Consider the following 22,744-nt stretch of genomic DNA (forward strand, 5'->3'; position numbering starts at 1 on the left):
CTAGACGAACGCCGACAGACCGGTGCAGGCGCGACCGACGATCAGGTTGTTCATCTGACTGGTGCCCTCGTAGGAGTAGAGCGCCTCGGCGTCGGCGAAGTACCGCACGGCGTCGTTCTCCAGCAGGATCCCGTTGCCGCCGAGGATCTCGCGCGACCGGGCCACGACCTCGCGAGCGCGGGTGGTGGTGAACGACTTGCACATCGCGGCCTGCTCGTCGTGGAAGACGCCCGCGTCCTGCAGCTGCGCGACCCGGACGGCCATCCCCAGACTGGCGGTGATGTCGGCCGCCGACCGGGCGATCAGGTCGGAGATGAGCTGGAAGGAGCCGATCGGCTTGCCGAACTGCACCCGCTCCTGGGAGTAGGCCACGGCCCGCTCGAACGCGCCGAGCATCAGCCCGACCGCACTCCACGCGACACCGCCGCGCGTGAGGCGCAGCACCTTGGCCGTGTCGGCGAAGGAGTTGGCGTGCTCCAGCTTGTTGGCCGCCGGCACTCTGCAGTTCTCGAAGGTGAGGTCGGCGTTCTGCACGGCGCGCAGGGCGTACTTGCCCTCGATCTTGCTGGCCGAGAACCCCTCGAACTCCTTCTCGACCAGGAAGCCCTTCACCTGATCGTCGGCCTCGTCCTTCGCGTAGACGACGATCACGTCGGCGAAGGTGCCGTTGCCGATCCAGCGCTTGCCGCCGTTGATGATCCAGTCGTCGCCGTCACGGCGCGCGGTCGTCTCCAGACCGCCGGACACGTCGGATCCGCCGTGCGGCTCGGACAGCGCGAACGCGCCGACCTTCTCCATCCGCCGCATCGCCGGCAGCCAGCGCGCCTTCTGCTCCTGCGACCCCAGGATCGAGATGCTGCCCATCGTCAGCCCGCTGTGCACGCCGAACATCGTCCCGGTGGATGGGTCGACGCGCGCGAACTCCATCCCGAGCCAGCCGGTGAGCACCTTGCTCATCGCGGGGCGGTCCTCGAAGTCGTAGCCGAGGCCCACGACGTCGAGCTCGGCGAGTCGGGGCAGCAGGTGCCGCGGCGATTCCGCGGCCTCCCAGAACTCGTTGGCGCGCGGGCGCACCTCGGCCTCCAGGAAGGTGCGCACCCGGCGTACGACGTCGTTCTCCTGCTCGGTCAGCAACCCTTGGTAGCCGTAAAGGTCCGACGCCAGGAAGTTCTCGCGCAACGGACCGACGGCCTCGTGCTTGTGGTCACTCATGCGTCGCCTCCCTCCGTACGTCGTGCCCGGTCACCGAGGATCTCCTCGTTGTGCTGTCCGAGGGTCGGTGCCGGCCTGGTGATCGCGCCCGGGGTGCGGCTGAAGCGCACCGGGATGCCGATCGAGCGGTAACCGCCCTCGGTGGGGTGCTCGGCGATGTCGAGCAGGTGGCCGTCGCGGATGTACGCCGACTCCGTGGCGTCCTCGATCTCCAGCACCGGCGCCATCGGGATGCTGTGCTCGGCGCAGAGGGTCTCCCACTCGCCCGTGGTGCGCTCGCGGGCGATGCGCTCCAACTCGGCGTAGAGGACTGACATGTCCTCGCGCACCTTCGCCCACGAGCCGAAGCGCGGGTCCTCGTTGAGGTCGCCGTGCCCCGACGCGACGAAGAAGTCACGGACGTTCTTCTCGCTGTAGGGCAGGATGCACGCCCAGCCGTCCTTGGTCTCGACGGCCGCGTGGCCGGTGCCGAGCGAGCGATAGAAGCCGGTCGGCCCGATCGGCGGCTCGAACGTGTGCCCGCCCAGGTGCTCGACCAGGTTGAACGCGAGCATCGTGTCGGTCATCGGGATGTCCACCTGCTGTCCGAGGCCGGTCGCCCGCTGGCTGATGACGGCCGCCAGCACGGAGTAGACGATCGTGAGGGCGCACACCTTGTCGGCCAAGATCGTGGGCACGTAGTTGGCGGTGCCGGTGGCGCGCAGCATCAGGTCGGTGAGACCGCTCGCGGCCTGGACGATCTCGTCGTACGCCGCACGGTCGGCCAGCGGGGAGTCCGAGCGGAAACCCTGGGCGCTGCAGTAGATCAGCGCGGGGTACCGCTCGGCGAGGGAGTCGTAGTCGAACCCCAGCCGTGCGAGCGCGCCCGGGCGCATGTTGGTGACCAGCACGTCGGTGTTCTGCAGCAACCCGTGCAGTGCGGCCGTGCCTTCGTCGGACTTGAGGTCGAGGACAACGCTGCGCTTGTTGCGGTTAACGTTCAGGGCGAGGGCACCCATCTGCGGGTGTCGGCTCGGCACCGAGATGCGGGCGAGGTCGCCGTGCGGCGACTCGACCTTGATCACGTCGGCGCCGAGGTCGCCCATGATCTGGCAGGCGTAGGGCCCCATCACGACGGTCGACAGGTCGAGTACCCGCATCCCGGCCAGCGGTCCCGGATGGGCGGGGGTCGAGGGCGTCGGAGTGGTGGGTTCAGGTGCTTCGGGCATTTCTATAGCCTAACTATGCTCTTGCACCAGGATGAACCTTGCGTAGCGTGACTCCGCACACCCTGGCGTCTCATCGAACATACGTCTAGTATCACGGTCATGACCTTCGCGCTCCAAGGATCGCTGCTGGACCAGGTCGACGACGTCGGCCTGCGCCCGCTCGGCGCCGGCCTGCGTCGCACGCCACTGTCGCGGGGCGCCTGGATCGATGTGCGGCCGGGGTGGCTGACCGGTGCCGACGAGTTGTTCGCGCGCCTCAGCCCGAGTGGATCGGCCGGAGTCGATTGGCGCAGCGAACGGCGGGTGATGTGGAATCGGGAGGTCGCCACTCCCCGGCTGCTGCGCTTCTACGGCGAGAGCGAGCCGTGGCCGGATCCGGTGCTGGCACAGGCACGTTCGATGCTGTCCGCGCACTACCGCGCCGAGCTCGGGGAGCCGTTCACCACTGCCGGCATGTGCCTCTACCGGGACGGGCGCGATTCGGTGACGTGGCACGGCGACCGCGAAGGTCGCGCGTCCACCCAGGACACGATGGTCGCCATCGTGTCGATCGAGGCTCCGCGGGCGCTGATGCTGCGACCGGTGGGCGGCGGCGCGGGGCAGACGGTGCGGCACGTGCTCGGTCACGGCGACCTGCTCGTGATGGGCGGCTCGTGCCAGCGCACCTGGGAGCACGCCGTCCCCAAGACCGCCGCACCCGTCGGACCGCGCATCAGCATCCAGTTCCGCCCGCACGGCATCCGCTGACTCCACCGGCTCAGCTTGCCCGCATCGGCAGCACGGCCGGGCCGTGGATGACCAGTGAACGGCGGTACTTCACGGGGCTGTCGGCGCGTCGCAGCTGCGGCAGCCGACGGGCGAGCGTGCCGAAGACCACCTCCAGCTCGAGCCGAGCCAGCGGCGCGCCCAGGCAGTAGTGGATCCCGCCGGAGAACGCCAGGTGCTCGGCGGCATTCGGCCGGGTGATGTCGAACCGGTCCGGGTACGTGAACACCTGCGGGTCGCGGTTGGCGCCCCCGATCCGCACCTGCACCAGCTCGCCTCGGCCGATCGGGGTACCGCGGATGACGGTGTCGTCGAACGAGACCCGTGACGTGCCCTGCACCGGAGCGTCGTAACGCAGCACCTCCTCGACCGCGGCGCCCGCGAGACCCGGGTCGGCGACCAGCCGCTCCCACTGCTCCCGGTGCTCCATGAAGGCGAGCACCCCGTTGCCGATCGCGTTGACCGTGGTCTCGAACCCGGCCAATAGCAGCAGAGTGCAGAGCGGCACCATCTCGTCCGGGGTGATCGCATCCCCCTCCGCCGCCACCAGGTGGGAGATGACGTCGTCCCTCGGTTCGCGGCGACGCAGCTCGAAGAGCCGCGTGAACACGCTCGACAGCGCCGCACTGGCCTCCATCAGCCGGGCGGCATGGCGCAGGGAGGTCACCCCGGACAGTGCCGTGCCGATGGCGGCGCCGTACGTCGCGAATCCCTCGGTCTCGGAGTCGGGGATGCCCATCATCCGGCTGATCACCGCGATGGGCAGTGGTGAGGCGAAGCCCGACACGACGTCGAAACTCCCCCGCTCTTCGACGTCGTCCAGCAGGTCGTCGACCGTCTGCTCGATCAGGCCGCGGTAGCCCCGCATCTGGCGCGGACCGAACGCGGGAGCGACCAGCCGCCGCAACCGGGTGTGGTCGGGTGGGTTGTAGGTGAGGAAGGACAGGTCCCCCTCCTCGCCGCCGGGCCCGGATGCTTCGTGCTCGGCCCGGGGGCCGAAGCGGCGACTGCGCAGGATCTCGTTGCAGATCGCGTGATCGACCGTGGTGGGGTGTCCGAACCTGTTGCGCACGAACGGCCCTCGCGCACGCACCACCTCGTAGTTGGGGTAGGGGTCGCGCAGACGGTGACCGTAGGCGAGCTGCGACAGGGGTTCGCGCCGGACGAAGGCGTGGTAGGCGCGGGCTCCCTTGTCCGCGTAGAGGCTCGTCGCGAACCTCACGGTCTGCTTCAGCTGCGTCGCGTCGGCCATGACCACCACTCTGCCTCGTCGTGCGACCTGGCCGCGCCCGCTCAGTCGTCGAGCGCGGCCCCGATGGCCTCGGCCATCTCCGTCACCTGGTCATCGGTCATGATCAACGCGGGCGAGATCTGGATGCCACCGGCACCGACCGGCCGGGTCGACACCCCGCGCAGCCGCAGCGCCTTCGCCAAGGCCATCGCGCTGGGGGCATCCGCGAGCTGAACCGCGGCGAGTGCACCTGTCCCGCAACGCACTTCGGTCACCGCAGCGTGGTGCGCCAGCGGGCTCAGCTGCTCGGCGAGCGTGTCCTGCAGCCGCAGTGCCTCGTCGAGCAGCCCCTCCTGCTCGATGATGTCGAGGTTGGCCAGAGCGACGGCCGCCGCGACGGCGTGGCCCGAGTAGGTGTAACCGTGCCGCAGCCAACGCCCTGCGTCGGTCTCGAAGAACGGCGCCGCCACCTTGGGCGCCACGAAGACCGCGCCCATCGGCACGTACCCCGAAGTGAGGCCCTTGGCGGTGGTCACGAAGTCCGGCTCGAGGCCGAAACGCGATGAGGCGAACCAGGATCCGCCGATCCGACCGAAGCCGGTGACCACCTCGTCGGCGACGAAGAGCACCTCGTACTCACCACAGATCTTGCGGACCGCGAGCAGGTAGTCCTCCGGCGGCGGGTAGACCCCGCCCGCGCCCATCACCGGCTCGCAGAAGAACGCCGCGACGTTCTGCGGCCCGAGCCGCTCGATGGTGGCGCGCAGGTCCTCCGGGTCGTCCCAGGCGACATGCGCCTGGTCGGCGACCAGCTCGCCGTACCCGTCGTGGTTGCCCGGGATGCCGGCGAGCGACGTACCGGCGTAGTGCATGCCGTGGTAGGCCTTGTCACGCCCGACGAGGATGCGACGGGTCGGTTCGCCGCGCTCGACCCAGTAGCGGCGGGCGATCTTGGCGGCGGTCTCGATCGAGTCCGACCCGCCCGAGGTGAAGAAGACCTTCGAGCCGGGCACCGGGGCGATCCCGGCCAGACGCTCGGCCAGCTGCACGGTGACGTCCGTGGTGAAGTCGCCGAAGGTGGAGTACGCCGCGATGGTGCGCATCTGCTCGGCCGCGGCGTCGGCGAGTTCACTGCGCCCGTGCCCGACGTTCGCGAACCACAGGCCCGCCGTGGCGTCGAGGTAGCGCTGGCCGTAGTCGTCGAAGACGTAGGCGCCCTCACCGCGGGTGATGACGAACTCGCCATCGCGCTCGACCGCGCCCATGTCGCTGAACGGATGCCACAACGCGCCCATCGACGCCTCCCTACAACTCCTGGCGCGGCGAGTCCGCACCCGGTGAGACCGTATCGGGACCACCGGGTGCGGCCGCGAGGGTGTTCAGACCAGGGCGGTCTCGCGCTCGGCCCGGTTGACCGCCGACAGGATCGCGGTCATCGAGGCGCGCACGATCGAACTGTGCACTCCCACACCCCAGATGACCCGCTCGCCGATGGCGCATTCGAGGTACGCGGCTGCCCGCGCGTCGCCACCGGCGGTCATCGCGTGCTCGGCGTAGTCCAGGACCCGGACGTCGGATCCCACCTTCGCGAGAGCGTCGACGAACGCCGCGATCGGCCCGTTGCCCCAGCCTTCGACGGTGACCGGCTCGGAGCGATCGGTCAGCTGCACCACGACGTGGTCCTGCCCGCCGACGCTGTCGACCTGGTAACCGATCGGCGCGAAGCGACCCCATGCGCTCTCGCCCTCGCCGGTGCCGGGCAGGTACTCGTCGCTGAAGAGCTGCCACAGCTGGGCGGAGCTGACCTCGCCACCCTCGGTGTCGGTGCGTCGCTGCACCACCCCGCTGAACTCGATCTGCAGGCGCTTCGGCAGGTCCAGACCGTGCTCCGCCTTGAGGATGTAGGCCGAACCACCCTTGCCCGACTGCGAGTTCACGCGTACGACGGCCTCGTACGTGCGGCCGATGTCGTGCGGGTCGATGGGCAGGTAGGGCACACCCCAGAAGATGTCGTCGACGCCCTTGCCTGCCGCCGCGGCGTCCCTCTCCATGGCCTCGAAGCCCTTCTTGATGGCGTCCTGGTGCGATCCGGAGAAGGCGGTGTAGACCAGGTCGCCGCCCCAGGGGTGACGCTCGTCGACGTCCAGCTGGTTGCAGTGCTCCACGGTGCGGCGGATGTCGTCCATATCGGAGAAGTCGATCTGCGGGTCGACGCCCTGGCTGAACAGATTCATGCCCAGTGTCACCAGGCACACGTTGCCGGTGCGCTCGCCGTTGCCGAAGAGGCAGCCCTCGATGCGATCCGCACCGGCGAGGTAGCCCAGCTCGGCGGCCGCGACGCCCTCACCGCGGTCGTTGTGCGGGTGCAGCGACAGCATCACGCTCTCGCGACGGTTGATGCGCCGCGACATCCACTCGATCGAGTCGGCGTAGACGTTCGGCGTCGCCATCTCCACGGTCGCGGGCAGGTTGATGATCATCTTGTGGTCCGGCGTCGGGTCGATGACGTCGATGACCTCGTTGCAGATGCGCAACGCGAACTCCAGCTCGGTGCCCGTGTAGGACTCCGGCGAGTACTCGTAGTAGACGTCGGTGTCGGCGACCGTCTCCTCCAGCTTGCGGCACAGCCGCGCGCCCTGCAGTGCGATGTCGACGATGCCGTCCTGGTCCATCCCGAAGACGACGCGTCGCTGCAGCACGGACGTGGAGTTGTAGAAGTGCACGATCGCCGTCTTCGATCCGCGGATGGCGTCGAAGGTGCGCTCCACCAACGCGTCCCGGCACTGCGTCAGCACCTGGATGGTCACGTCGTCCGGGATGTGGCCGCCGTCGATCAGCTCGCGGACGAAGTCGAAATCCGTCTGGCTCGCGCTGGGGAAGCCGACCTCGATCTCCTTGTACCCCATCCGCACCAGGAGCTTGAACATGCGCATCTTGCGCTCGGCGTTCATCGGGTCGATGAGTGCCTGGTTGCCGTCGCGCAGGTCGACCGCGCACCAGCGCGGGGCCTTGGTGACCGTCTTGTCCGGCCAGGTGCGGTCGGGCAGGTCGACGGTGATCTGCTGCTCGAAGGGTGCGTACTTGCCGGTCGGCATCCCCGAGGGCTGCTGGGGGTGAATCATGGACTCGCCTTTGGTTGCGGTTGGGCTCGGCCCGGGCAGCACGACCTCCGCGGCGAGGAAGGCCGAAAGTCAGGCCCCGCCGCGGCAGCGAAGAAGGAGTCCGTATGCCGCACGCACGTCTGACACTGTAGGCGGCGTTCCGCGACGGCGTCCACAGGGTGGGAAGCGAGTCCACATACCGGGACGCATCGCGTCGCAGGCTGTGAAGACACGTCGCCGTCGAGCTCCTCTTACACCCGTCATTGCGGGCACTCGCACAGGCACGGCACAGGAAGTCGCTCCCTGCACCCAGGGTGCCTTCCTACGTTCGCGACAGGCGGACATTCCAGCGGGAAGAGGACGACATGAAGCGGCAACGACTGGTCCGGCAAGTGATGGCATGCGCGGTGGCCGTGGCATTTGCCACCGTGCTCGCGTGCTGCTCCACCGGCGGCGCACCGACGACGACGGCGGCGACCAGCGGCTCGACCTCGGGTTCGGGCTCGGGCTCGACCTCGGACAAGCCGAATGTGGTCTTCGTGCTGACCGACGATCTGTCGATGAACCTGATCAGCCACATGCCGCAGGTGCAGGCTCTGCAGAAGGCCGGCACGACGATGTCGAACTACCGGGTGGTCGATTCGTTGTGCTGCCCCTCGCGGTCGGCGATCTTCACCGGCGAATACCCGCACAACGACGGGGTGTTCACCAACTCCGGCAGCGACGGCGGGTACGACGCGTACAACAAGAACGGCGACGCGCAGAAAAGCTACGCGTTGTCGATGCAGGAAGCGGGGTACACGACCGGGTTCATGGGCAAGTACCTGAACGGCTACCAGCCCACCGATCCGAAGCCCGCGGGCTGGGACGAGTGGGACGTCGCGGGAAACGGATACCCCGAGTTCAACTACACGCTCAACGAGAACGGCAAGCAGGTGAAGTACGGCCACTCGGCCAACGACTACATGGTGGATGTGCTGTCGGGGAAGGCTGATTCGTTCATCAGCGCCTCGGCCAGCAGCGGGAAGCCGTTCATGCTCCAGGTCGCGACCTTCGCCCCGCATGCGCCGTACACCCCAGCACCGCGGTACGCGTCCGCCGCTCAGGGCCTGGCGTACCCGAAGACCCCGGCGTACGACGCACTGCCGAGCAACCCGCCGTCCTGGCTCAAGGGCCGGCCGACCCTCAAGGCGGGGCAGGAGAAGAAGCTCCTCAACGGCTACCGCAAACGCGTCGAGGCCGACCTCGCTGTGAACGACCTGATCGGCAACGTCCGGAAGACGCTGCAGGCCAAGGGCATCGCGGATAACACGTACATCGTCTTCAGCTCAGACAACGGCTACCACATGGGCGAATACCGCCTGACCGCAGGAAAGCAGACCGCATTCGACACCGACATCCACGTGCCGATGATCGTGTCGGGTCCCGGGGTGCCGGCTGATCGCACCGTCACCCAGCCGATGTCGAATGTCGACCTCGCCCCGACGTTCGAGTCGTTGGCCGGCGCGACCGTCCCGTCCACGGTGGACGGGGTCAGCATGGTCGATGCGTGGCACGGCAAGCCCCCGGCCGATGCGCCACAGGCGGTGCTCATCGAGCATCACGGGCCGGACAACACCCCCGGCGACCCGGACCGACAGGGAAAGAAGGCGGCCGACCCACCGTCCTACGAGGCGGTGCGAACACCCGACGCGCTCTATGTGCGCTACGCGAGCGGCGAGGAGGAGTTCTACGACACCACGAAGGATCCGTACGAGCTGCACAACCTGGGCTCGAAGGCGGTGCCCGCCAGCCTGCGGACGGCGCTTGCCGCACTGGAGAAGTGCAAGGGAGCAACTGCCTGCCAGGCCGCTGCGCGGGTCTGATTTCAACGGCTGCTCGCTCTTTCGCGAATCCGCGAGGGGCTGTCGGTGGTCGGTGATTGAATTCATACATGAGTTCGACACCGGGTCTCGCAGCTGTCGCTGACAGCTCGAATCTCGTTGTGACGAAGCATGGTTCGACTGCTGATCCGCTCGCTCGGGTGGGTCTGATCTGTGGCCAGTTGAACGCCGCGCACGCCGACCTGATCGACCTGGTCGCAGACCTGGTGCGCACTGAGTCGTGGGCGATCGGTGGGATCCGCTCCCCCGAACACTGGTTGACCTGCTTCGCCGGGGTCTCCCCCGCCACCGCCCGCGACCTGGTCCGCATCGCGACTCGGTCCGCCGAGCTACCCGCCCTGTCCCGGGAGGTGCACGCCGGTCGGCTCTCGCTGGGTCAGGCCGCCGTGGTCGCCGCGCACACCCCGGTCGGGTACGACGAAACCTTCGTGGACCTGGCGGTGCACGCCACCGTGCCCCAACTGCGCCGGGCGCTGGTCAAGTACGACTTCGCCACCACCACCGACGAGGCGGACACCCCGCCGGCCCCACCAGAACCGTTCTCCGTCGCGGCGCAACCGGCGCAGTTATCGATGTGGTTCGACCACGACCGGTTCCACTTGAGCTACTCCGCGCCCGCCGACATCGGCGCCCTGGTCCAACAAGCCCTCGCAGAGGCCAAAGACGCCCTGTTCCTAGCGGCTGCGGGCACCTCGACACCCACCGACGACCCACCGGTCCGGCGGGTGCGGATGGCCGACGCCATGGCCCACCTGGCGACCCGCTCCCTGCAGGTTGGTACCACCGACGTCGCCGGCCGGGCCGACAAATTCCGCATCTACCTGCACCTGGACACGTCGGGCCAGGGCTGGCTCACCACACGCGGCGCCCTACCCCCGCACCTGCTGCGCAAATGGACCTGCGACGGACTGGTGCAACCCGTCTGGGAAACCGGCGGCACCCCGGTCAACGTGGGCCGCGCCCACCGCATCGTCCCGCGCCGCACCCGCCGCCTGGTCGAAGACCGCGACCGCGGCTGCACCTACCCCGGCTGCGCAGCCATCCACCACCTGGAATGCCACCACGTCGTCCATTGGGCCGACGGCGGCACCACGAACATCGACAACCTGATCAGCCTGTGCCCCCACCACCACGACCGCCACCACACCGGCGACTTCACCATCCACCCCGAACGGGGCAGACCCGGACGGTTCCGATTCACCACCCGCCACGGCCACCCCATCGAACCCACCGTCGCCACCCCACCCGACAGCCCCGAACCCACGGCAGCACCGCGCTACCCCGGACCCACCAACGAGATCCTGCACCTGGACCAAGTCAGATTCCATCGACGTCGCACCACGTTCGACAGCTCCGTCGCAAACGACGAGACCGGGGAGGGCGGCGAGCCGCCCGGATGAGGCGAATCACGTTCGTCCGCCGAAGAGGTCCCATCGACCTCGGGTGGGAACGAGGCGAAGGTGAGACGCTTCTTTGGCGAGATCGTCCTCGGACTCGCTGTCGGGGCCATCGGACGGGTTCTGAAGGAAACGCCTACGCGGCCGTGGTGTACGAGCATCCTGGTGACTCGTGGTCCGGCTGGACCTTCGGCGCTGATAAGCGCCGACACGAACGAGGTCACTCATCACAACGAAAGGTTCGCCGTGACCCAGAGCCTGTCCCCCGCCGTGCCCGGGGCCGAACACCACACGGCTGCCGTCGCCGGCACCGAGATTCACTACGTCACGGCCGGCACGAGCGGCGAGCCGATTCTGCTCGTGCACGGCTTCCCTGAGACTTGGTGGGCGTTCCACAAACTGCTGCCCCTGCTGGCGACCGAGCACCGGGTCATAGCTGTCGACCTGCCGGGCATCGGCGACTCCGCCCCCGACGACTCCGACTTCGGCAGCGCGCTCGCCGCCAGGGCGCTGCACGAGCTGATCGCTCAACTCGGCTGGGGTCCGGTCCATCTCACCGGCCAGGACATCGCCGGCAACACCGTCTTCCGTGTCGCGGCCACCTACCCCGACGACGTCCTCAGCCTCACCGCCATCGAGACGGGTCTCAGCGGCTTCGGATGGGAACGCTTCGCCGACGTCGCCCACGGCGGCGCTTGGCACGTCGGCGCGCTGGCCACCCCCGGCATCGCTGAATTCGTCTTCACCGATCGATTCCGTGAGTACGCCGCCCGGCTCTGGTATCCGCACCTCACGCTCGTGCCCGACGCCGTCACCGACACCGACCTCGACGAATTCAGCCGCACCTACGAGCGGCCCGATGGCTGGCGCGGCATCCACGGGCTCTACGCCTCCGCGCTCACCGAGGGCGATGACATCAAGGCTCTGGCCGAGAGCAACTCTCTTCGGGTCCCGGTGCTGGCAGTGGGCGCCATGAGCCACCCCTCCACCGCCGAGACGATGCGGCGAGCCGTGTCGACCGACGTCACCGTCGTCCACCTCGAATCAGTCGGTCACCACCCGGCGCTGGAAGCTCCCGAAGCACTTGCCAGCGCGCTCGAGGCATTCATCGCGGGTGTCGGATCCTCGAAGTCGGCGCCAGGCTCGACCTGAGAGCGAGGACGGACGCCCCGGTCAGGGGGTGTTCGGATCCCAGCGACCGCGGAGACCCCAGGTGCAGCGCCACGAGTGACGCGCTCAGTCGAACGCCGTGACGCCGGTCGCCGTCGGCACCAGCATCATCCCCGGGAGCGCGCTCGGCGACTCGAAGACCGGGAGATCGGCGCCGACGTCGGCCATTCCCACCCTCACCCCCGTGGACGGGTCATAACCGACCACCTTGCCCTCGTCGGAGTTCAGCGCCCAGACGGTGCCGGCCAACACGACCGGCGAACTATCCGCGCCGGAGAGCAACCGGCCTCGGGACCGCTGCGCGATGTCGACGACCTGGATGCCGCCACCCCGACAGGGCACGAAGAGCTTCTGGGTGCGCGCGTCGTATGCCGGTCCACCGTCGGGATCGCTGCCGCAGATATGCGCGACCTTCGCCACCAGCGTGAGGTCACTCGCGCGCAGCAGGAAGCCGATGTCGGTCTTGCCAACCGCGAACACCAAGCCACCCGGGAGCAGCACCGGGTTCGCTGTGGACAGGTCCTCGTCCCCACCCGCCACAACGTCCTTGTACGACGCGAGGGGCTTCAACGCGGCGTCGAGCTTGATGACGCTCTCGGTGTACTTCTTCGGATCCGGACCCCCTTGCGGCGGATCGGGATTGGCGTTCCCGGAAGTGACGAAGATGTTGCCGCCCGCATCGATGGCGGGGGCGCCTCCGGACTGCCAGATCGCTCCGCCCTCCCCGTCGGAAGCCACCTCGAACGACGTCAGGTCACCGGGGTGTTGCGCGTCGATCGACACGACCCACCCGTGATAGTTCCCGCAGTCGCCGGAGTTGCCGCCGTAGGACACGATCACCCGGCCCCCGCTGAATGCCAGCCCGGCCCGCTGCAGGAGGTGGATCGCCTGCTGGCCACCGGTGAGTGGAGGATCGGCGCGTACGTCGACCCGCACCGCGCCGCTCGCAGCGTCGAGACCGAAGAGCTGGTGGTGCACCGAACCGTTGCCGTCGTCGATCTCGGCGACGACGTACATCGTGCCGGTCGCGGCATCGATCACGGGCGTGCTCGTGATGCCGAGCGGGTCGATGTTGCCGCACCCCGAACGACCGGCGACGTCGGTGAGTGGTCGACCGAGAGTCCGCGACCACACCACACGGCCGGTCGAGGGATCCAGCGCGACCACCCTGTTCTTCTCGGTGGCAGCGAGCACGTGGCCGCCGAAGACGAGCGCCTGACCGCGTACGGCGCCGCCGAGGTCGGCGGACCAGGCCTTGTGCGGCGATCGGCGCGGCACGCCGTACGCCACGGCTGCCTGCCGCGATCCACTCGCGTGATAGCTCAGCCAGGTGCTGCTCCTCGTAGCGGAGGACGAGCCGGTCGTCGACGTCGACGTCGGCGCTGACGTCGGGGCGATCGCTCCCGAGGTGGTCTCGTGACCACCCGGACCCTGCGTGCTGCACGCTGCCAATGCGGCGGCGGTCATCGCCGCACCGAGGACGACGGATCTCGCCCTCGCACCGGTGCTACAAGATCCCCTCACGCACTCATTCACTCACGGCGTCGCCCGCCCCGTCAGGAGGTTGCGGTCACGACCTTCAGCTCGCCCAGACACTCCTCGATCACGCGAGCGAAGTCCAGGTCCGTGGGGGCTTCCTGCCAGCGTTCGAAGGCGACCTTGAAGACCGCGATCCCCGCCTCCGCCGCGAGGCTGGCTGCCGGCTCGGCCACGCCCCTCTCGCGCAGCGTCGCCGCGATGGCCGACGCGAGCGAGGCCAGTTTCACCAGCTCACGCTCGCGCAGGTCGTCGTACGCGGTGATGACGTCCTGGCGGCGGCTCGCGAAGGCCCCACGCTCCTGCAGGAACGGCGCCACCACGGCCAGGGCGGCGGCCACGGCATCCATCGGTGCGGTGGCGGCCGGGGTGGCCGACACCGCGCTGACGAACAACTCCTGCAGCTCACCCGCGCCGGAGAAGAGCACCTCCCGCTTGTCGACGAAGTACCGGAAGAAGGTGCGCTCGGTCAGCCCCGCCCGGGACGCGATCTCGGCGACGGTGGTCTGCTCGAATCCGCGCTCCAGGAAGAGCTCCATCGCGGCCTGTTCGAGCCGCTCGCGCGCCCCCGGCTCCCATCGACCCATGACGGGATCCTAGGTGATGACAGTTGCTGACATGCAGTGCTACCGTTGATGACAGCAACTGACATCAACTCTCCGCGGTGCGCCGCGGGTTCGACCGGAGGTTCTCCCCTATGCGCGTATTCGTCACCGGTGCATCCGGATGGATCGGCTCCGCCCTCGTCGCCGAGCTGCTCGCCGCAGGTCACGACGTGGTCGGGTTGGCACGGTCGGACACGTCGGCAGCCGCCGTCACCGCCGCGGGCGCACAGGTGCATCGTGGCGGCCTCGACGACCTGGACGCCCTGCACCAGGCCGCTGCCGGGTCCGACGGAGTGGTCCACACGGCGTTCAAGCACGACATAGCCTTCACCGGCGACTTCCAGGGCGCGGCCGACGCCGACCAGCGTGCGATCGAGGCCATGGGCGAGGCGCTCAAGGGTTCGGACCGCCCCCTCGTGATCGCCTCAGGACTTCTCGGCCTGCGGCCGGGAGCCGTTGCGACAGAGGACTTCTCGCCGGACCCGAGTAGCTCGCCCCGGATGGGCACGGAGCAGCGGACACTGGCGCTGGCGTCGCAGGGGGTCCGCTCATCGGCCGTGCGCCTCTCGCCGACCGTGCACGGCGACGGCGACCACGGCTTCATGTCCACCCTGGTGCAGATCGCTCGAGACCGGGGATTCTCGGCCTACCTCGGCGATGGTGCCAACCGCTGGCCGGCCGTGCATCGGCTCGATGCCGCGCACCTGTTCCGACTCGCATTGGAGAAGGCCCCCGCCGGATCCGCGCTGCACGGCGTGAGCGAGGAGGGCGTGACCACGCGGGTGATCGCCGAGGCCATCAGCCGCGGCCTCGGACTGCCGGTCAGGTCCATCGCCCCCGACGACGCCGAGCGCCACTTCGGATGGATCGGCGCCCTGTTCGGCATGGATTCACCCGCCTCGTCGGCCATCACCCGCGACCTGCTCGCGTGGACACCCACCCATCAGGGTCTGATCGCCGACCTGGACGAGGGTCACTACTTCAGCGCCTGACGCGGCCCAGGTCCTGCTGGCGGCGGACCGCGATGTACTTCTCGTCGATCTCCTCGATCGAGAACTTCCCGATCGGGATCTCGGACAGGATCAGTTCCTCGTCCAGCCCGAACGCCGTGTCGCGCGTGCGCACCGAACGCACCTGCTCACCGTCCCGCAGCACCAGGTACGTGTTGGTGATCTCCACTCGGCCGTCGCCGGCGGGGTGCGCCTCGAACCAGCGCTGGTACTCGTGGTGGCCCATCGTGGCCGACTTCACCAGATGCCGCTCGACCGGCTCGTTGGGCACGCCGCCGTACGAGCGGCTCATCAGGATGGGCGCGCCGGGAGCCAGGACGTCGGCCATCCGGGTCCAGAACGCGTCGCGCGCCCGTCCACCGAGGAAGTAGATGACGTTGAAGAGCAGCGCCCCGCCGCAGTTCGGAGGGAGCCACACGTCGAGGATCGACTCCGCGAGCACCGTGGTGCGCGAACGCATCTCGGCGCGCTCGGCCACCCGCAGCATCAGCAGCGATCGGGTCAGCGGATCGGGTTCGACGGCGAGGATCTCGGCGCTCGGGAAACGATCGGCCAGCGCGACGGTCGTGAGTCCGCTGCCGCAACCGATGTCGATCAGCGGCCGGTCGCCGATGAACGCCGCCTGCTCCCAAGGGATCCCGAAGAGGTAGTCCGACTCCTCGTCGATGGGCAGCCGCAGGGTGTCGCCGAACTCCGCCCAGGCGGCGTTGTCGTCGTCGGCCATCCCGTCAGAAGCCCAGCTTCGACAGCTGGTTGGGGTCGCGCTGCCAGTCCTTGGCGATCTTCACGTGCAGGTCGAGGTAGACCCGTTGGCCGAGCACCCGCTCGATCTCGACGCGGGCGTTCGTGCCGACCTCGCGCAACCGCGCGCCGGCGCGTCCGATGATGATCGCCTTCTGGCTGTCCCGCTCGACGTAGACGTTGACGCGTACGTCGAGCAGCTCCTTGCCGGGAGCGCGCCCCTCGCGGGGCACCATCTCCTCGACCACGACGGCGAGGCTGTGCGGCATCTCGTCGCGCACACCCTCCAGGGCGGCCTCGCGCACCAGCTCGGCGATCATGACCAGCTGCGGCTCGTCGGTGATGACGTCGTCGGGGTAGAGCTGCGGGGACTCCGGCAGGTGCTTCATCAGCACCTCGCGCACCACGTCGACCTGCTCGTCCTTGGTCGCCGAGCACGGCACGATGTCGTCCCACTCCCCCAGCGCATCGATCGCCATCAGGTGCTGCGCCACCCGGTCCCGATTGACGGTGTCGATCTTGGTCGCGATGGCCACGATCGGCCGGCGCCGACCGCGTCGGATCTCGGCGAGCTCACGGGCGATGAACTGGTCGCCCGGTCCGATGAGCTCGTCTGCGGGCAGGCAGAAGCCGATCACGTCGACGTCGAGCAACGTCTCGCGCACCACGTCGTTCAGCCGCTTGCCGAGCAGCGTGCGGGGCTTGTGCAGCCCCGGCGTGTCGACCAGGATCAGCTGCGCCGACTCGGTGTTCGATATCCCTCGGATCGGGTGGCGCGTCGTCTGGGGCTTGCTCGAGGTGATGGCCACCTTGCTGCCGACCAGTGCATTGGTGAGGGTCGATTTGCCCGCGTTCGGCCGCCCCACCAGGGCGGCGAATCCCGCCCGGTATGCCGTCACGATGCTCTCTCTTCCACTCGGTGCGCCCCGCCGTCGGCTGATTGTGTCGCACCGGCGTCGTCACGATCGGAGGCGGCCAGCCGCTCCACCACCAGGGTGGCCAGCTGATGACGTCGCCCGGCCATCCGTTCGGCGGTCATCCGCACGTCGCCCAGGTCGGCGGTCGCGCCGGGGATCGGCACCCGGCCGACCAGTTTGGTGAGCAGGCCGCCCACCGTGTCGACGTCGTCCTCCTCGATCGTGATGTCGAAGTGCTCGGCGAAGTCGTCGACCGACATGCGGGCCGGCACGCGAATCCGGCCGTCGTCCAGATTCTCCAGTCCCGGTGTCGCACGGTCGTATTCGTCGTCGATCTCGCCGACGACCTCTTCGACGATGTCCTCGAGGGTGACCAACCCGGCCGTGCCGCCGTACTCGTCGATGACGATGGCGAAGTGCCGGCGGGCCACCTGCATCTCGCGCAGCAGGTCATCGACCGGTTTGCTGTCGGGGACGAAGGCGACTTCGCGCATCACCGACGCGCACGGCGCCTGTGCGTCGACCCGCCCGTCGATCAGGCGTCCCGCGACGTCCTTGAAGTAGAGGACGCCCTCGATCTCGTCCGGGCTCCCGTCGACCACCGGGATGCGCGAGAAACCGGAGCGCTGGAAGAGCGACATCGCCTGACGCATCGTCTTGGCCCGGTCGATGGTGATCATGTCCGTACGCGGCACCATCAGCTCGCGTGCCAGCGTGTCCCCCAGCTCGAAGACCGAGTGGATCATCTTGCGCTCGTCGGCCTCGATGAGTTCTGAATCCGTTGCCAGGTCGACGTATTCGCGCAGCTCGGCCTCGGAGTCGAAGGGCCCGTCGCGGAACCCGCGTCCGGGAGTCACGGCGTTGCCGAGCGACACGAGCAGGTGCGCCACCGGACCCATCAGGGTGCGCAGCCACAGCACAACCGGAGCGACGGCCAGCGAGATCGCCTCACCGTGCTGACGGCCCAGCGTGCGCGGTGACACGCCCACGAGCACGAATGACATCACGGCCATCAGGCCGATGGCGACCACCAGCCGTGCCCACAAGGAACTCACGATGTCGCTGACCGCGATCGTCACCAGCACGGCGGCCGTCGCCTCGGCGAGCACACGCAGCAGGGCGAGCACCATCGCGACGGCGCCGCTGTCCTTGACGAGCTCGAGCAGCGCCGGGGCCCCGCGGCGGTGCTCCTCCACGAGGGTCTCGACGTGGTGCACCCCCATCCGGCTCACGGCCGACTCGGTCGCGGCGAACACGAATCCCGCCGACACCGAGAGCAGCGCGCAGACCAGCAGCAGGGTCACGGAGCTGTCACTCCCCGGACGGCGGGGAGATGCTGGCCGCGGGGCGGTCCCGCGAGGCGAGGAACGTCAGCAGCAGCACGCGCTGCAGCTCGAACATCTCGCGTCGCTCGTCCGGCTCCGCGTGGTCGTAGCCGAGCAGGTGCAGCAGCCCGTGCACCGTGAGGAGCAGCAGCTCCTCCTCGGTCGTGTGTCCGGCCTCGGCCGCCTGTTTCGCCGCGACGGTGGGGCACAGCACGAGATCGCCGAGCACGCCCTCGACCGGTTCGTCCCCACCCCGATTCGGCCGCAACTCATCCATTGGGAAGCTCATCACGTCGGTCGGCCCCGGCAGGTCCATCCACTGCACGTGCAGCACTTCCATGGCCTGCTCGTCGACGACCCGCACGCACAGATCGGCCTGCGGATGCACGCCGAGCTCCCCCATCACGTACGTCGCGCAGGCGTGCAGCTCATCGAGGTCGATGTCGCTCTCGGTCTCGTTGAGCAGGTCGATGCTCACGGACGGCCCTTGGACCCACCGGGCGATCGTCGGATCCCGCCGGGATGGGCGTCGTGCTCGTCGTAGGCCTGCACGATCGCGCTGACCAGGCGGTGGCGCACGACGTCGTGCGCGCTCAGGTAGGAGAAGTGCACGTCGTCGACCCCGTCGAGGATGCCCTGCACGACCCGCAGACCGGAGCTCGTGCCGCCGGGCAGGTCGACCTGGGTGACGTCGCCGGTGACGACCATCTTGGAGCCGAAACCGAGCCGGGTGAGGAACATCTTCATCTGCTCGGCAGAGGTGTTCTGCGCCTCGTCCAGGATGATGAACGCGTCGTTGAGGGTGCGTCCGCGCATGTAGGCCAGCGGCGCCACCTCGATGGTGCCGGATGCCATCAGGCGGGCCATCGAGTCGGGGTCGACCATGTCGTGCAGCGCGTCGTAGAGCGGGCGCAGGTAGGGGTCGATCTTGTCGGTGAGCGTGCCGGGCAGGAAGCCGAGCCGCTCGCCGGCCTCGACCGCGGGCCGGGTCAGGATGATCCGGTTGACCTCCTTGGCCTGCAGCGCCGCGACGGCCTTGGCCATCGCCAGGTAGGTCTTGCCGGTGCCGGCCGGTCCGATGCCGAAGACGATGGTGTTGGTGTCGATGGCGTCGACGTACTGCTTCTGACCGAGGGTCTTCGGGCGGATGGTGCGGCCGCGGTTGCTCACGATGTTCATCGTCAGCACGTCGGCAGGCCGCTCGTTGGCGTTGGAGCGCAGCATGCCGATCGAGCGCTCGACGGCGTCCCGGTTGAGCGGCTGGCCGTTGTCGATGATCACCAGCAGCTCGTCGATCAGCTCCTCGACCAGCGCCATGTCGGCCGGCAACCCCTCGAGGTGGAACTCGTTGCCGCGGACGTGGATCAGCAGGTTGGGGAAGGAGCGTTCGATGGTGCGCAGCAACTCGTCGCGCGGGCCGAGGAGGGTGACCATGGCCACGTCGGGCGGGATCTGCACGGTGTGGCCGGCCGTCACGGGCTGACCGATCTGCTCGGCGGGGCGGTCCTGTTCTGTCATCGTGTGGCCATTCTACGGGCGTGATCCGGCCTGGATCGACCCGAATTGCTCACCAGCGCAACCGCGCGGACAGCACCGCGAGCGCGGCAGGACCCGCTGTCGAGCTGCGCAGGACGGACGGACCGAGGCGTACGACGTCGGCGCCGGCCGCGACGAGGCTCGCGCGCTCCTGGTCGCTCACCCCGCCCTCCGGGCCCACCACCAGCGCGACCCGGTCGCCGTCGCCCAGACCGTCGAGGTCCAGCGCGCCGATGGCGCTCGTCGCCTCCTCGTGGAGCAACACCACCCGCGCACCCGCCAGGCGATCCGCCAGCTGAGCGCTGGTGGCCAGCGGCTCAACCACCGGAAGCATGGCCCGACGCGCCTGTTTCGCGGCGGCCGACACCACGCTCTCCCACTTGCGGTGCGAGCGGACGGCGCGGTCCCCCCGCCACTGCACGACGCATCGTTCGGCGGCCCACGGCACGACCGCGTCGACTCCCAGCTCGGTAGCCGCCTCGATCGCCAGCTCGTCCCGGCCGCCCTTGGCCAGCGCCTGCACCAGCACGAACCGGGGTCCGCACGAATCGGGCCGCTCCAGCGCGTCGATGAGGACCGCCAGCATGTCGTCCTCGGCCGCGTCGACCCGACCTACGGCGACCACTCCCGACCCGTCGGACAGCTGCACCGGCTCCCCCGGCACCATCCGGCGAACCCGCACGGCGTGGCGACCCTCCGGTCCCGTGAGCGTGATGACCGCGCCCGCGCTCGCCTGTGCCAGCGACCCGGGCTCGGCGTAGAACATCGGCGCGGTCACGGCGTCACTTCTGCTTGAACGCGTCGCGCAGTTTGCCCAGCAGACCCTGGCCGACCGGCTGGAAGTTGGCCTCGGGCGACTCCTCGCCGCGCTCCTTGGCCAGCAGCCGCAGCAACTCCTCCTGCTGGGTGTCCAGGCGGGTCGGCGTCCGCACGTTGGCGTGCACGAGCAGGTCACCGCGCACCCCTGAGCGCAACCTGGTGACGCCCAGCCCCTTCAGCGTGATGACGTCGCCGGGCTGGGTGCCCACGCGGATCCCCACCTCGCGGACTCCGTCGAAGGTCTCTAGGGGCAGCTCGGTGCCCAGCGCCGCCGCGGTCATCGGCAGCTCGACCGAGCAGTGCAGGTCATCGCCCTGTCGCTGGAAGGTCGCGTGCTTGCGCACCCGGACCTCGATGTAGAGGTCTCCGGCCGGGCCGCCGCCGGGGCCGACCTCGCCCTCGCCGGTCAGCTGGATGCGGGTGCCGGTGTCGACGCCCGCGGGCACCTTGATCGTGATGGTGCGGCGGTCGCGCACCCGGCCCTCGCCGGAGCACTCGAAGCACGGGTCGGTGATGACCTCACCGAAACCGCGGCACGCGGCGCAGGGGCGGGTCGTCATGACCTGACCGAGGAAGGAGCGCTGCACCTGCTGCACCTGGCCGGCGCCGTGGCACACGTCGCAGGTGCGCTTGCCGGTGCCGGCGCGGGCGCCGCTTCCCTCACACGTGTGACAGACGGCCGCCGTGTCGAAGGTGATGTCCTCCTCGCTGCCGAAGACCGCGGTCCGCAGGTCCACGTCGACGGGGATGAGCGCGTCCTGGCCGCGTTGGGCGCGCGAGCGCGGGCCGCCACCGCCCGCAGCCGTACCGCCGAAGAACGCGTCCATGATGTCGCTGAAGGAGAATCCCTGGCCGAAGCCGGCGGCACCCTGGCCGCCGTACGGGTCCTGACCCATGTCGTACGACGACTTCTTCGTGGGGTCCGACAGCACGTCGTACGCCTGGGAGACGGCCTTGAACTCCTCGGACGCCTCGTCACCGGGGTTGACGTCCGGGTGCAGCTTGCGGGCGAGGCGGCGGTAGGCGCGCTTGATCTCTTCCGGGCTGGCGTCCCGTGAGACGCCGAGGACGGAGTAGTAGTCGTTCACGAAAATCCTTGTCAGCTGGTCGTCTTCAAGCAGTACATGACCGGTGGCGAACCGGCGGTCAGCGTTGGTCGAGAATCTCGGACACGTAGCGCGCGACCGCTCGCACGGCCGCCATCGTGCTGGGGTAGTCCATTCGGGTCGGACCGAGGACGCCGAGCCCGGCGGTCGAATCCGCTCCGTACGTGGAACTGACCACCGAGGCGCCGCGCAGTCCGTCGACGGTGTTCTCGGCGCCGATGCGCACGGCCACCGAATCGCCGGACGCGCTGCTCGTCTGACTCATCTGTCCGAGTAAACGCAGCAGGACCACATGTTCTTCCAGCGCCTCGAGCACGGGGCCGATCGTCATCGGGAAGTCGCTGACGGAGCGGGCCAGGTGAGCGGTGCCCGCCAGCGCGACCCGTTCCTCCCGCTGCTGGGCCAGGGCGTCGGCCAGAACGGCGATCACCAGGCCCGCGGTCTCGCGGTGCTCGGGGGCGATGCGGTCGATGACAGCCGGCAGCAGACGGATGCCCTCGGACCAGGTCGCGCCGGCGACGGCCTCGTTGACCCGGTCGCGCAGGGTCCGCAGCAACTGCTGACCGGCCTCGGTGACCAGGTCGACGTCCACCTGCACGATGCGCTGCTCGACCCGCCCGTTGGACAGGATCACCACGGCCATCAGGCGGTCGCCGTCGAGGGAGACCAGCTCGGTGTGCCGGATCGTCGCGGGGTTGAGCGAGGGGTACTGCATCACGGCGACCTGGTTGGTCAACGACGACATCAGTCGTACCGTGCGGTCCACCACGTCGTCGAGATCGACGGCCTGTGCGAGGAAGGTCTGCACCGCGGCGCGCTCCGCCCGGGACATCGGCTTGATCTCGTTCAGTCGGTCGACGAACGCGCGGTAGCCGGCGTCGGTGGGCACGCGGCCGGCGGAGGTGTGCGGGGCGGTGATCAGCCCCTCTTCCTCCAGGACGGCCATGTCGTTGCGGACGGTGGCGGCGCTCACCCCGAGCTGGTGGCGGTCGAGCAGGGCCTTGGAACCCACGGGTTCGGACGTCGCGACGTAGTCCTGCACGATCGCGCGCAGCACGTGCTGGCGGCGTTCTTCGCTCATGTCACCTCCCGAGACGGTGTCGGCTGGCACTCCACTTCGTCGAGTGCCAAGTCTACGTGCTCCGCGGCGCTGCGCGTGTCCTCCCTCCCGGCCTCGGCCGG

Annotated in this window: 20 protein-coding genes; 5 read left to right on the forward strand and 15 right to left on the reverse strand. The window is 69.1% G+C overall.

Translation table 11 applies throughout. The annotated features are described in order from the left end of the window. Complete coding sequence (locus LVQ62_RS14675) at positions 1-1,212, reverse strand: acyl-CoA dehydrogenase family protein (RefSeq protein WP_233762690.1); 1,212 nt, start codon at positions 1,210-1,212, stop codon at positions 1-3. After that, on the reverse strand, positions 1,209-2,420 hold the full coding sequence (locus LVQ62_RS14680; protein ID WP_233762692.1) for a CaiB/BaiF CoA-transferase family protein: 1,212 nt from the start codon (positions 2,418-2,420) through the stop codon (positions 1,209-1,211). Before LVQ62_RS14680 ends, LVQ62_RS14675 begins: the two co-directional genes overlap by 4 nt. A 99-nt stretch (positions 2,421-2,519) precedes the next feature. Between LVQ62_RS14680 and LVQ62_RS14685 the strand changes: the two genes are divergently transcribed. After that, a complete protein-coding gene (locus LVQ62_RS14685; protein ID WP_233762694.1) occupies positions 2,520-3,167 on the forward strand; it encodes an alpha-ketoglutarate-dependent dioxygenase AlkB in 648 nt (215 codons plus the stop codon). Between the two features lie 10 nt (positions 3,168-3,177). Here LVQ62_RS14685 and LVQ62_RS14690 read toward each other — a convergent pair whose 3' ends face one another. From LVQ62_RS14690 to leuA, 3 genes are all read right to left on the reverse strand, one after another. Beyond that, positions 3,178-4,437 carry a cytochrome P450 gene (locus LVQ62_RS14690; protein WP_233762696.1) on the reverse strand — a complete coding sequence of 420 codons (1,260 nt, stop codon included), beginning with the start codon at positions 4,435-4,437 and terminating at the stop codon, positions 3,178-3,180. Between the two features lie 41 nt (positions 4,438-4,478). Beyond that, positions 4,479-5,711, reverse strand: a complete 1,233-nt coding sequence (locus LVQ62_RS14695; RefSeq protein WP_233762698.1) for an aspartate aminotransferase family protein — start codon at positions 5,709-5,711, stop codon at positions 4,479-4,481. Between the two features lie 84 nt (positions 5,712-5,795). Further along, complete coding sequence (leuA, locus tag LVQ62_RS14700) at positions 5,796-7,538, reverse strand: 2-isopropylmalate synthase (RefSeq protein ID WP_233762700.1); 1,743 nt, start codon at positions 7,536-7,538, stop codon at positions 5,796-5,798. Positions 7,539-7,882: 344 nt separating this feature from the next. Between leuA and LVQ62_RS14705 the strand changes: the two genes are divergently transcribed. From LVQ62_RS14705 to LVQ62_RS14715, 3 genes are all read left to right on the forward strand, one after another. Next, positions 7,883-9,382, forward strand: coding sequence for a sulfatase (locus LVQ62_RS14705; protein WP_233762703.1), 1,500 nt, complete (start codon positions 7,883-7,885; stop codon positions 9,380-9,382). 158 nt (positions 9,383-9,540) lie between these two features. Then, complete coding sequence (locus LVQ62_RS14710) at positions 9,541-10,800, forward strand: HNH endonuclease signature motif containing protein (RefSeq protein ID WP_233762705.1); 1,260 nt, start codon at positions 9,541-9,543, stop codon at positions 10,798-10,800. 243 nt (positions 10,801-11,043) lie between these two features. Next, entirely contained in the window at positions 11,044-11,949 is a 906-nt protein-coding gene (locus LVQ62_RS14715; protein ID WP_233762707.1) for an alpha/beta fold hydrolase, read from the forward strand. Between the two features lie 84 nt (positions 11,950-12,033). On the opposite strand, the gene LVQ62_RS14720 is transcribed toward LVQ62_RS14715, so the two are convergent. Both LVQ62_RS14720 and LVQ62_RS14725 read right to left on the reverse strand, forming a co-directional pair. Continuing rightward, a complete protein-coding gene (locus tag LVQ62_RS14720; RefSeq protein WP_233762709.1) occupies positions 12,034-13,434 on the reverse strand; it encodes a PQQ-binding-like beta-propeller repeat protein in 1,401 nt (466 codons plus the stop codon). An 89-nt stretch (positions 13,435-13,523) separates the two neighbouring features. After that, positions 13,524-14,090, reverse strand: coding sequence for a TetR/AcrR family transcriptional regulator (locus LVQ62_RS14725; protein ID WP_233762711.1), 567 nt, complete (start codon positions 14,088-14,090; stop codon positions 13,524-13,526). Positions 14,091-14,200: 110 nt separating this feature from the next. Here LVQ62_RS14725 and LVQ62_RS14730 point away from each other — a divergent pair, with 110 nt between their 5' ends. Further along, positions 14,201-15,100: an SDR family oxidoreductase gene (locus LVQ62_RS14730; protein WP_233762713.1), complete on the forward strand. Its 900-nt coding sequence runs from the start codon at positions 14,201-14,203 to the stop codon at positions 15,098-15,100. Here the strand turns inward: LVQ62_RS14730 and LVQ62_RS14735 are convergent. Genes LVQ62_RS14735 through hrcA form a run of 8 tightly spaced genes read right to left on the reverse strand, consistent with a single transcriptional unit; the run spans position 15,090 to position 22,643 of the window. Continuing rightward, positions 15,090-15,842 carry a trans-aconitate 2-methyltransferase gene (locus tag LVQ62_RS14735; protein ID WP_233762715.1) on the reverse strand — a complete coding sequence of 251 codons (753 nt, stop codon included), beginning with the start codon at positions 15,840-15,842 and terminating at the stop codon, positions 15,090-15,092. The two genes, LVQ62_RS14730 and LVQ62_RS14735, sit on opposite strands and share 11 nt — an antisense overlap. Before the next feature lie 4 nt (positions 15,843-15,846). Continuing rightward, positions 15,847-16,758, reverse strand: coding sequence for a GTPase Era (gene era / locus LVQ62_RS14740; protein WP_233762717.1), 912 nt, complete (start codon positions 16,756-16,758; stop codon positions 15,847-15,849). After that, positions 16,755-18,080, reverse strand: a complete 1,326-nt coding sequence (locus LVQ62_RS14745; protein ID WP_233762719.1) for a hemolysin family protein — start codon at positions 18,078-18,080, stop codon at positions 16,755-16,757. The genes era and LVQ62_RS14745 overlap by 4 nt, the downstream gene beginning before the upstream one ends. Before the next feature lie 7 nt (positions 18,081-18,087). Beyond that, positions 18,088-18,579, reverse strand: coding sequence for an rRNA maturation RNase YbeY (gene ybeY / locus LVQ62_RS14750; protein WP_233762721.1), 492 nt, complete (start codon positions 18,577-18,579; stop codon positions 18,088-18,090). Next, a complete protein-coding gene (locus LVQ62_RS14755) occupies positions 18,576-19,619 on the reverse strand; it encodes a PhoH family protein (protein WP_233762723.1) in 1,044 nt (347 codons plus the stop codon). Before LVQ62_RS14755 ends, ybeY begins: the two co-directional genes overlap by 4 nt. A gap of 49 nt (positions 19,620-19,668) precedes the next feature. Further along, the gene (locus LVQ62_RS14760; RefSeq protein WP_233762725.1) at positions 19,669-20,415 is read right to left on the reverse strand and encodes a 16S rRNA (uracil(1498)-N(3))-methyltransferase; all 747 of its coding nucleotides are present in this window, start codon (positions 20,413-20,415) and stop codon (positions 19,669-19,671) included. Between the two features lie 4 nt (positions 20,416-20,419). Beyond that, complete coding sequence (gene dnaJ, locus LVQ62_RS14765) at positions 20,420-21,544, reverse strand: molecular chaperone DnaJ (RefSeq protein WP_304504467.1); 1,125 nt, start codon at positions 21,542-21,544, stop codon at positions 20,420-20,422. Positions 21,545-21,602: 58 nt separating this feature from the next. After that, on the reverse strand, positions 21,603-22,643 hold the full coding sequence (gene hrcA / locus LVQ62_RS14770; RefSeq protein WP_233762727.1) for a heat-inducible transcriptional repressor HrcA: 1,041 nt from the start codon (positions 22,641-22,643) through the stop codon (positions 21,603-21,605). Positions 22,644-22,744 lie beyond the last annotated feature (101 nt).

This window comes from Allobranchiibius sp. GilTou73 (assembly GCF_021391335.1).
GTDB classification, from domain to species: Bacteria; Actinomycetota; Actinomycetes; order Actinomycetales; family Dermatophilaceae; genus Allobranchiibius; species Allobranchiibius huperziae.

Bases quoted from the DNA above. Each gene is read 5' to 3' on its own strand.
- LVQ62_RS14675 (WP_233762690.1), bottom strand. From the start codon at position 1,212: ATGAGTGACCACAAGCACGAGGCCGTCGGTCCGTTGCGCGAGAACTTC.
- LVQ62_RS14680 (WP_233762692.1), bottom strand. From the start codon at position 2,420: ATGCCCGAAGCACCTGAACCCACCACTCCGACGCCCTCGACCCCCGCC.
- LVQ62_RS14685 (WP_233762694.1), top strand. From the start codon at position 2,520: ATGACCTTCGCGCTCCAAGGATCGCTGCTGGACCAGGTCGACGACGTC.
- LVQ62_RS14690 (WP_233762696.1), bottom strand. From the start codon at position 4,437: ATGGCCGACGCGACGCAGCTGAAGCAGACCGTGAGGTTCGCGACGAGC.
- LVQ62_RS14695 (WP_233762698.1), bottom strand. From the start codon at position 5,711: ATGGGCGCGTTGTGGCATCCGTTCAGCGACATGGGCGCGGTCGAGCGC.
- leuA (WP_233762700.1), bottom strand. From the start codon at position 7,538: ATGATTCACCCCCAGCAGCCCTCGGGGATGCCGACCGGCAAGTACGCA.
- LVQ62_RS14705 (WP_233762703.1), top strand. From the start codon at position 7,883: ATGAAGCGGCAACGACTGGTCCGGCAAGTGATGGCATGCGCGGTGGCC.
- LVQ62_RS14720 (WP_233762709.1), bottom strand. From the start codon at position 13,434: ATGACCGCCGCCGCATTGGCAGCGTGCAGCACGCAGGGTCCGGGTGGT.
- LVQ62_RS14725 (WP_233762711.1), bottom strand. From the start codon at position 14,090: ATGGGTCGATGGGAGCCGGGGGCGCGCGAGCGGCTCGAACAGGCCGCG.
- LVQ62_RS14730 (WP_233762713.1), top strand. From the start codon at position 14,201: ATGCGCGTATTCGTCACCGGTGCATCCGGATGGATCGGCTCCGCCCTC.
- LVQ62_RS14735 (WP_233762715.1), bottom strand. From the start codon at position 15,842: ATGGCCGACGACGACAACGCCGCCTGGGCGGAGTTCGGCGACACCCTG.
- LVQ62_RS14755 (WP_233762723.1), bottom strand. From the start codon at position 19,619: ATGACAGAACAGGACCGCCCCGCCGAGCAGATCGGTCAGCCCGTGACG.
- hrcA (WP_233762727.1), bottom strand. From the start codon at position 22,643: ATGAGCGAAGAACGCCGCCAGCACGTGCTGCGCGCGATCGTGCAGGAC.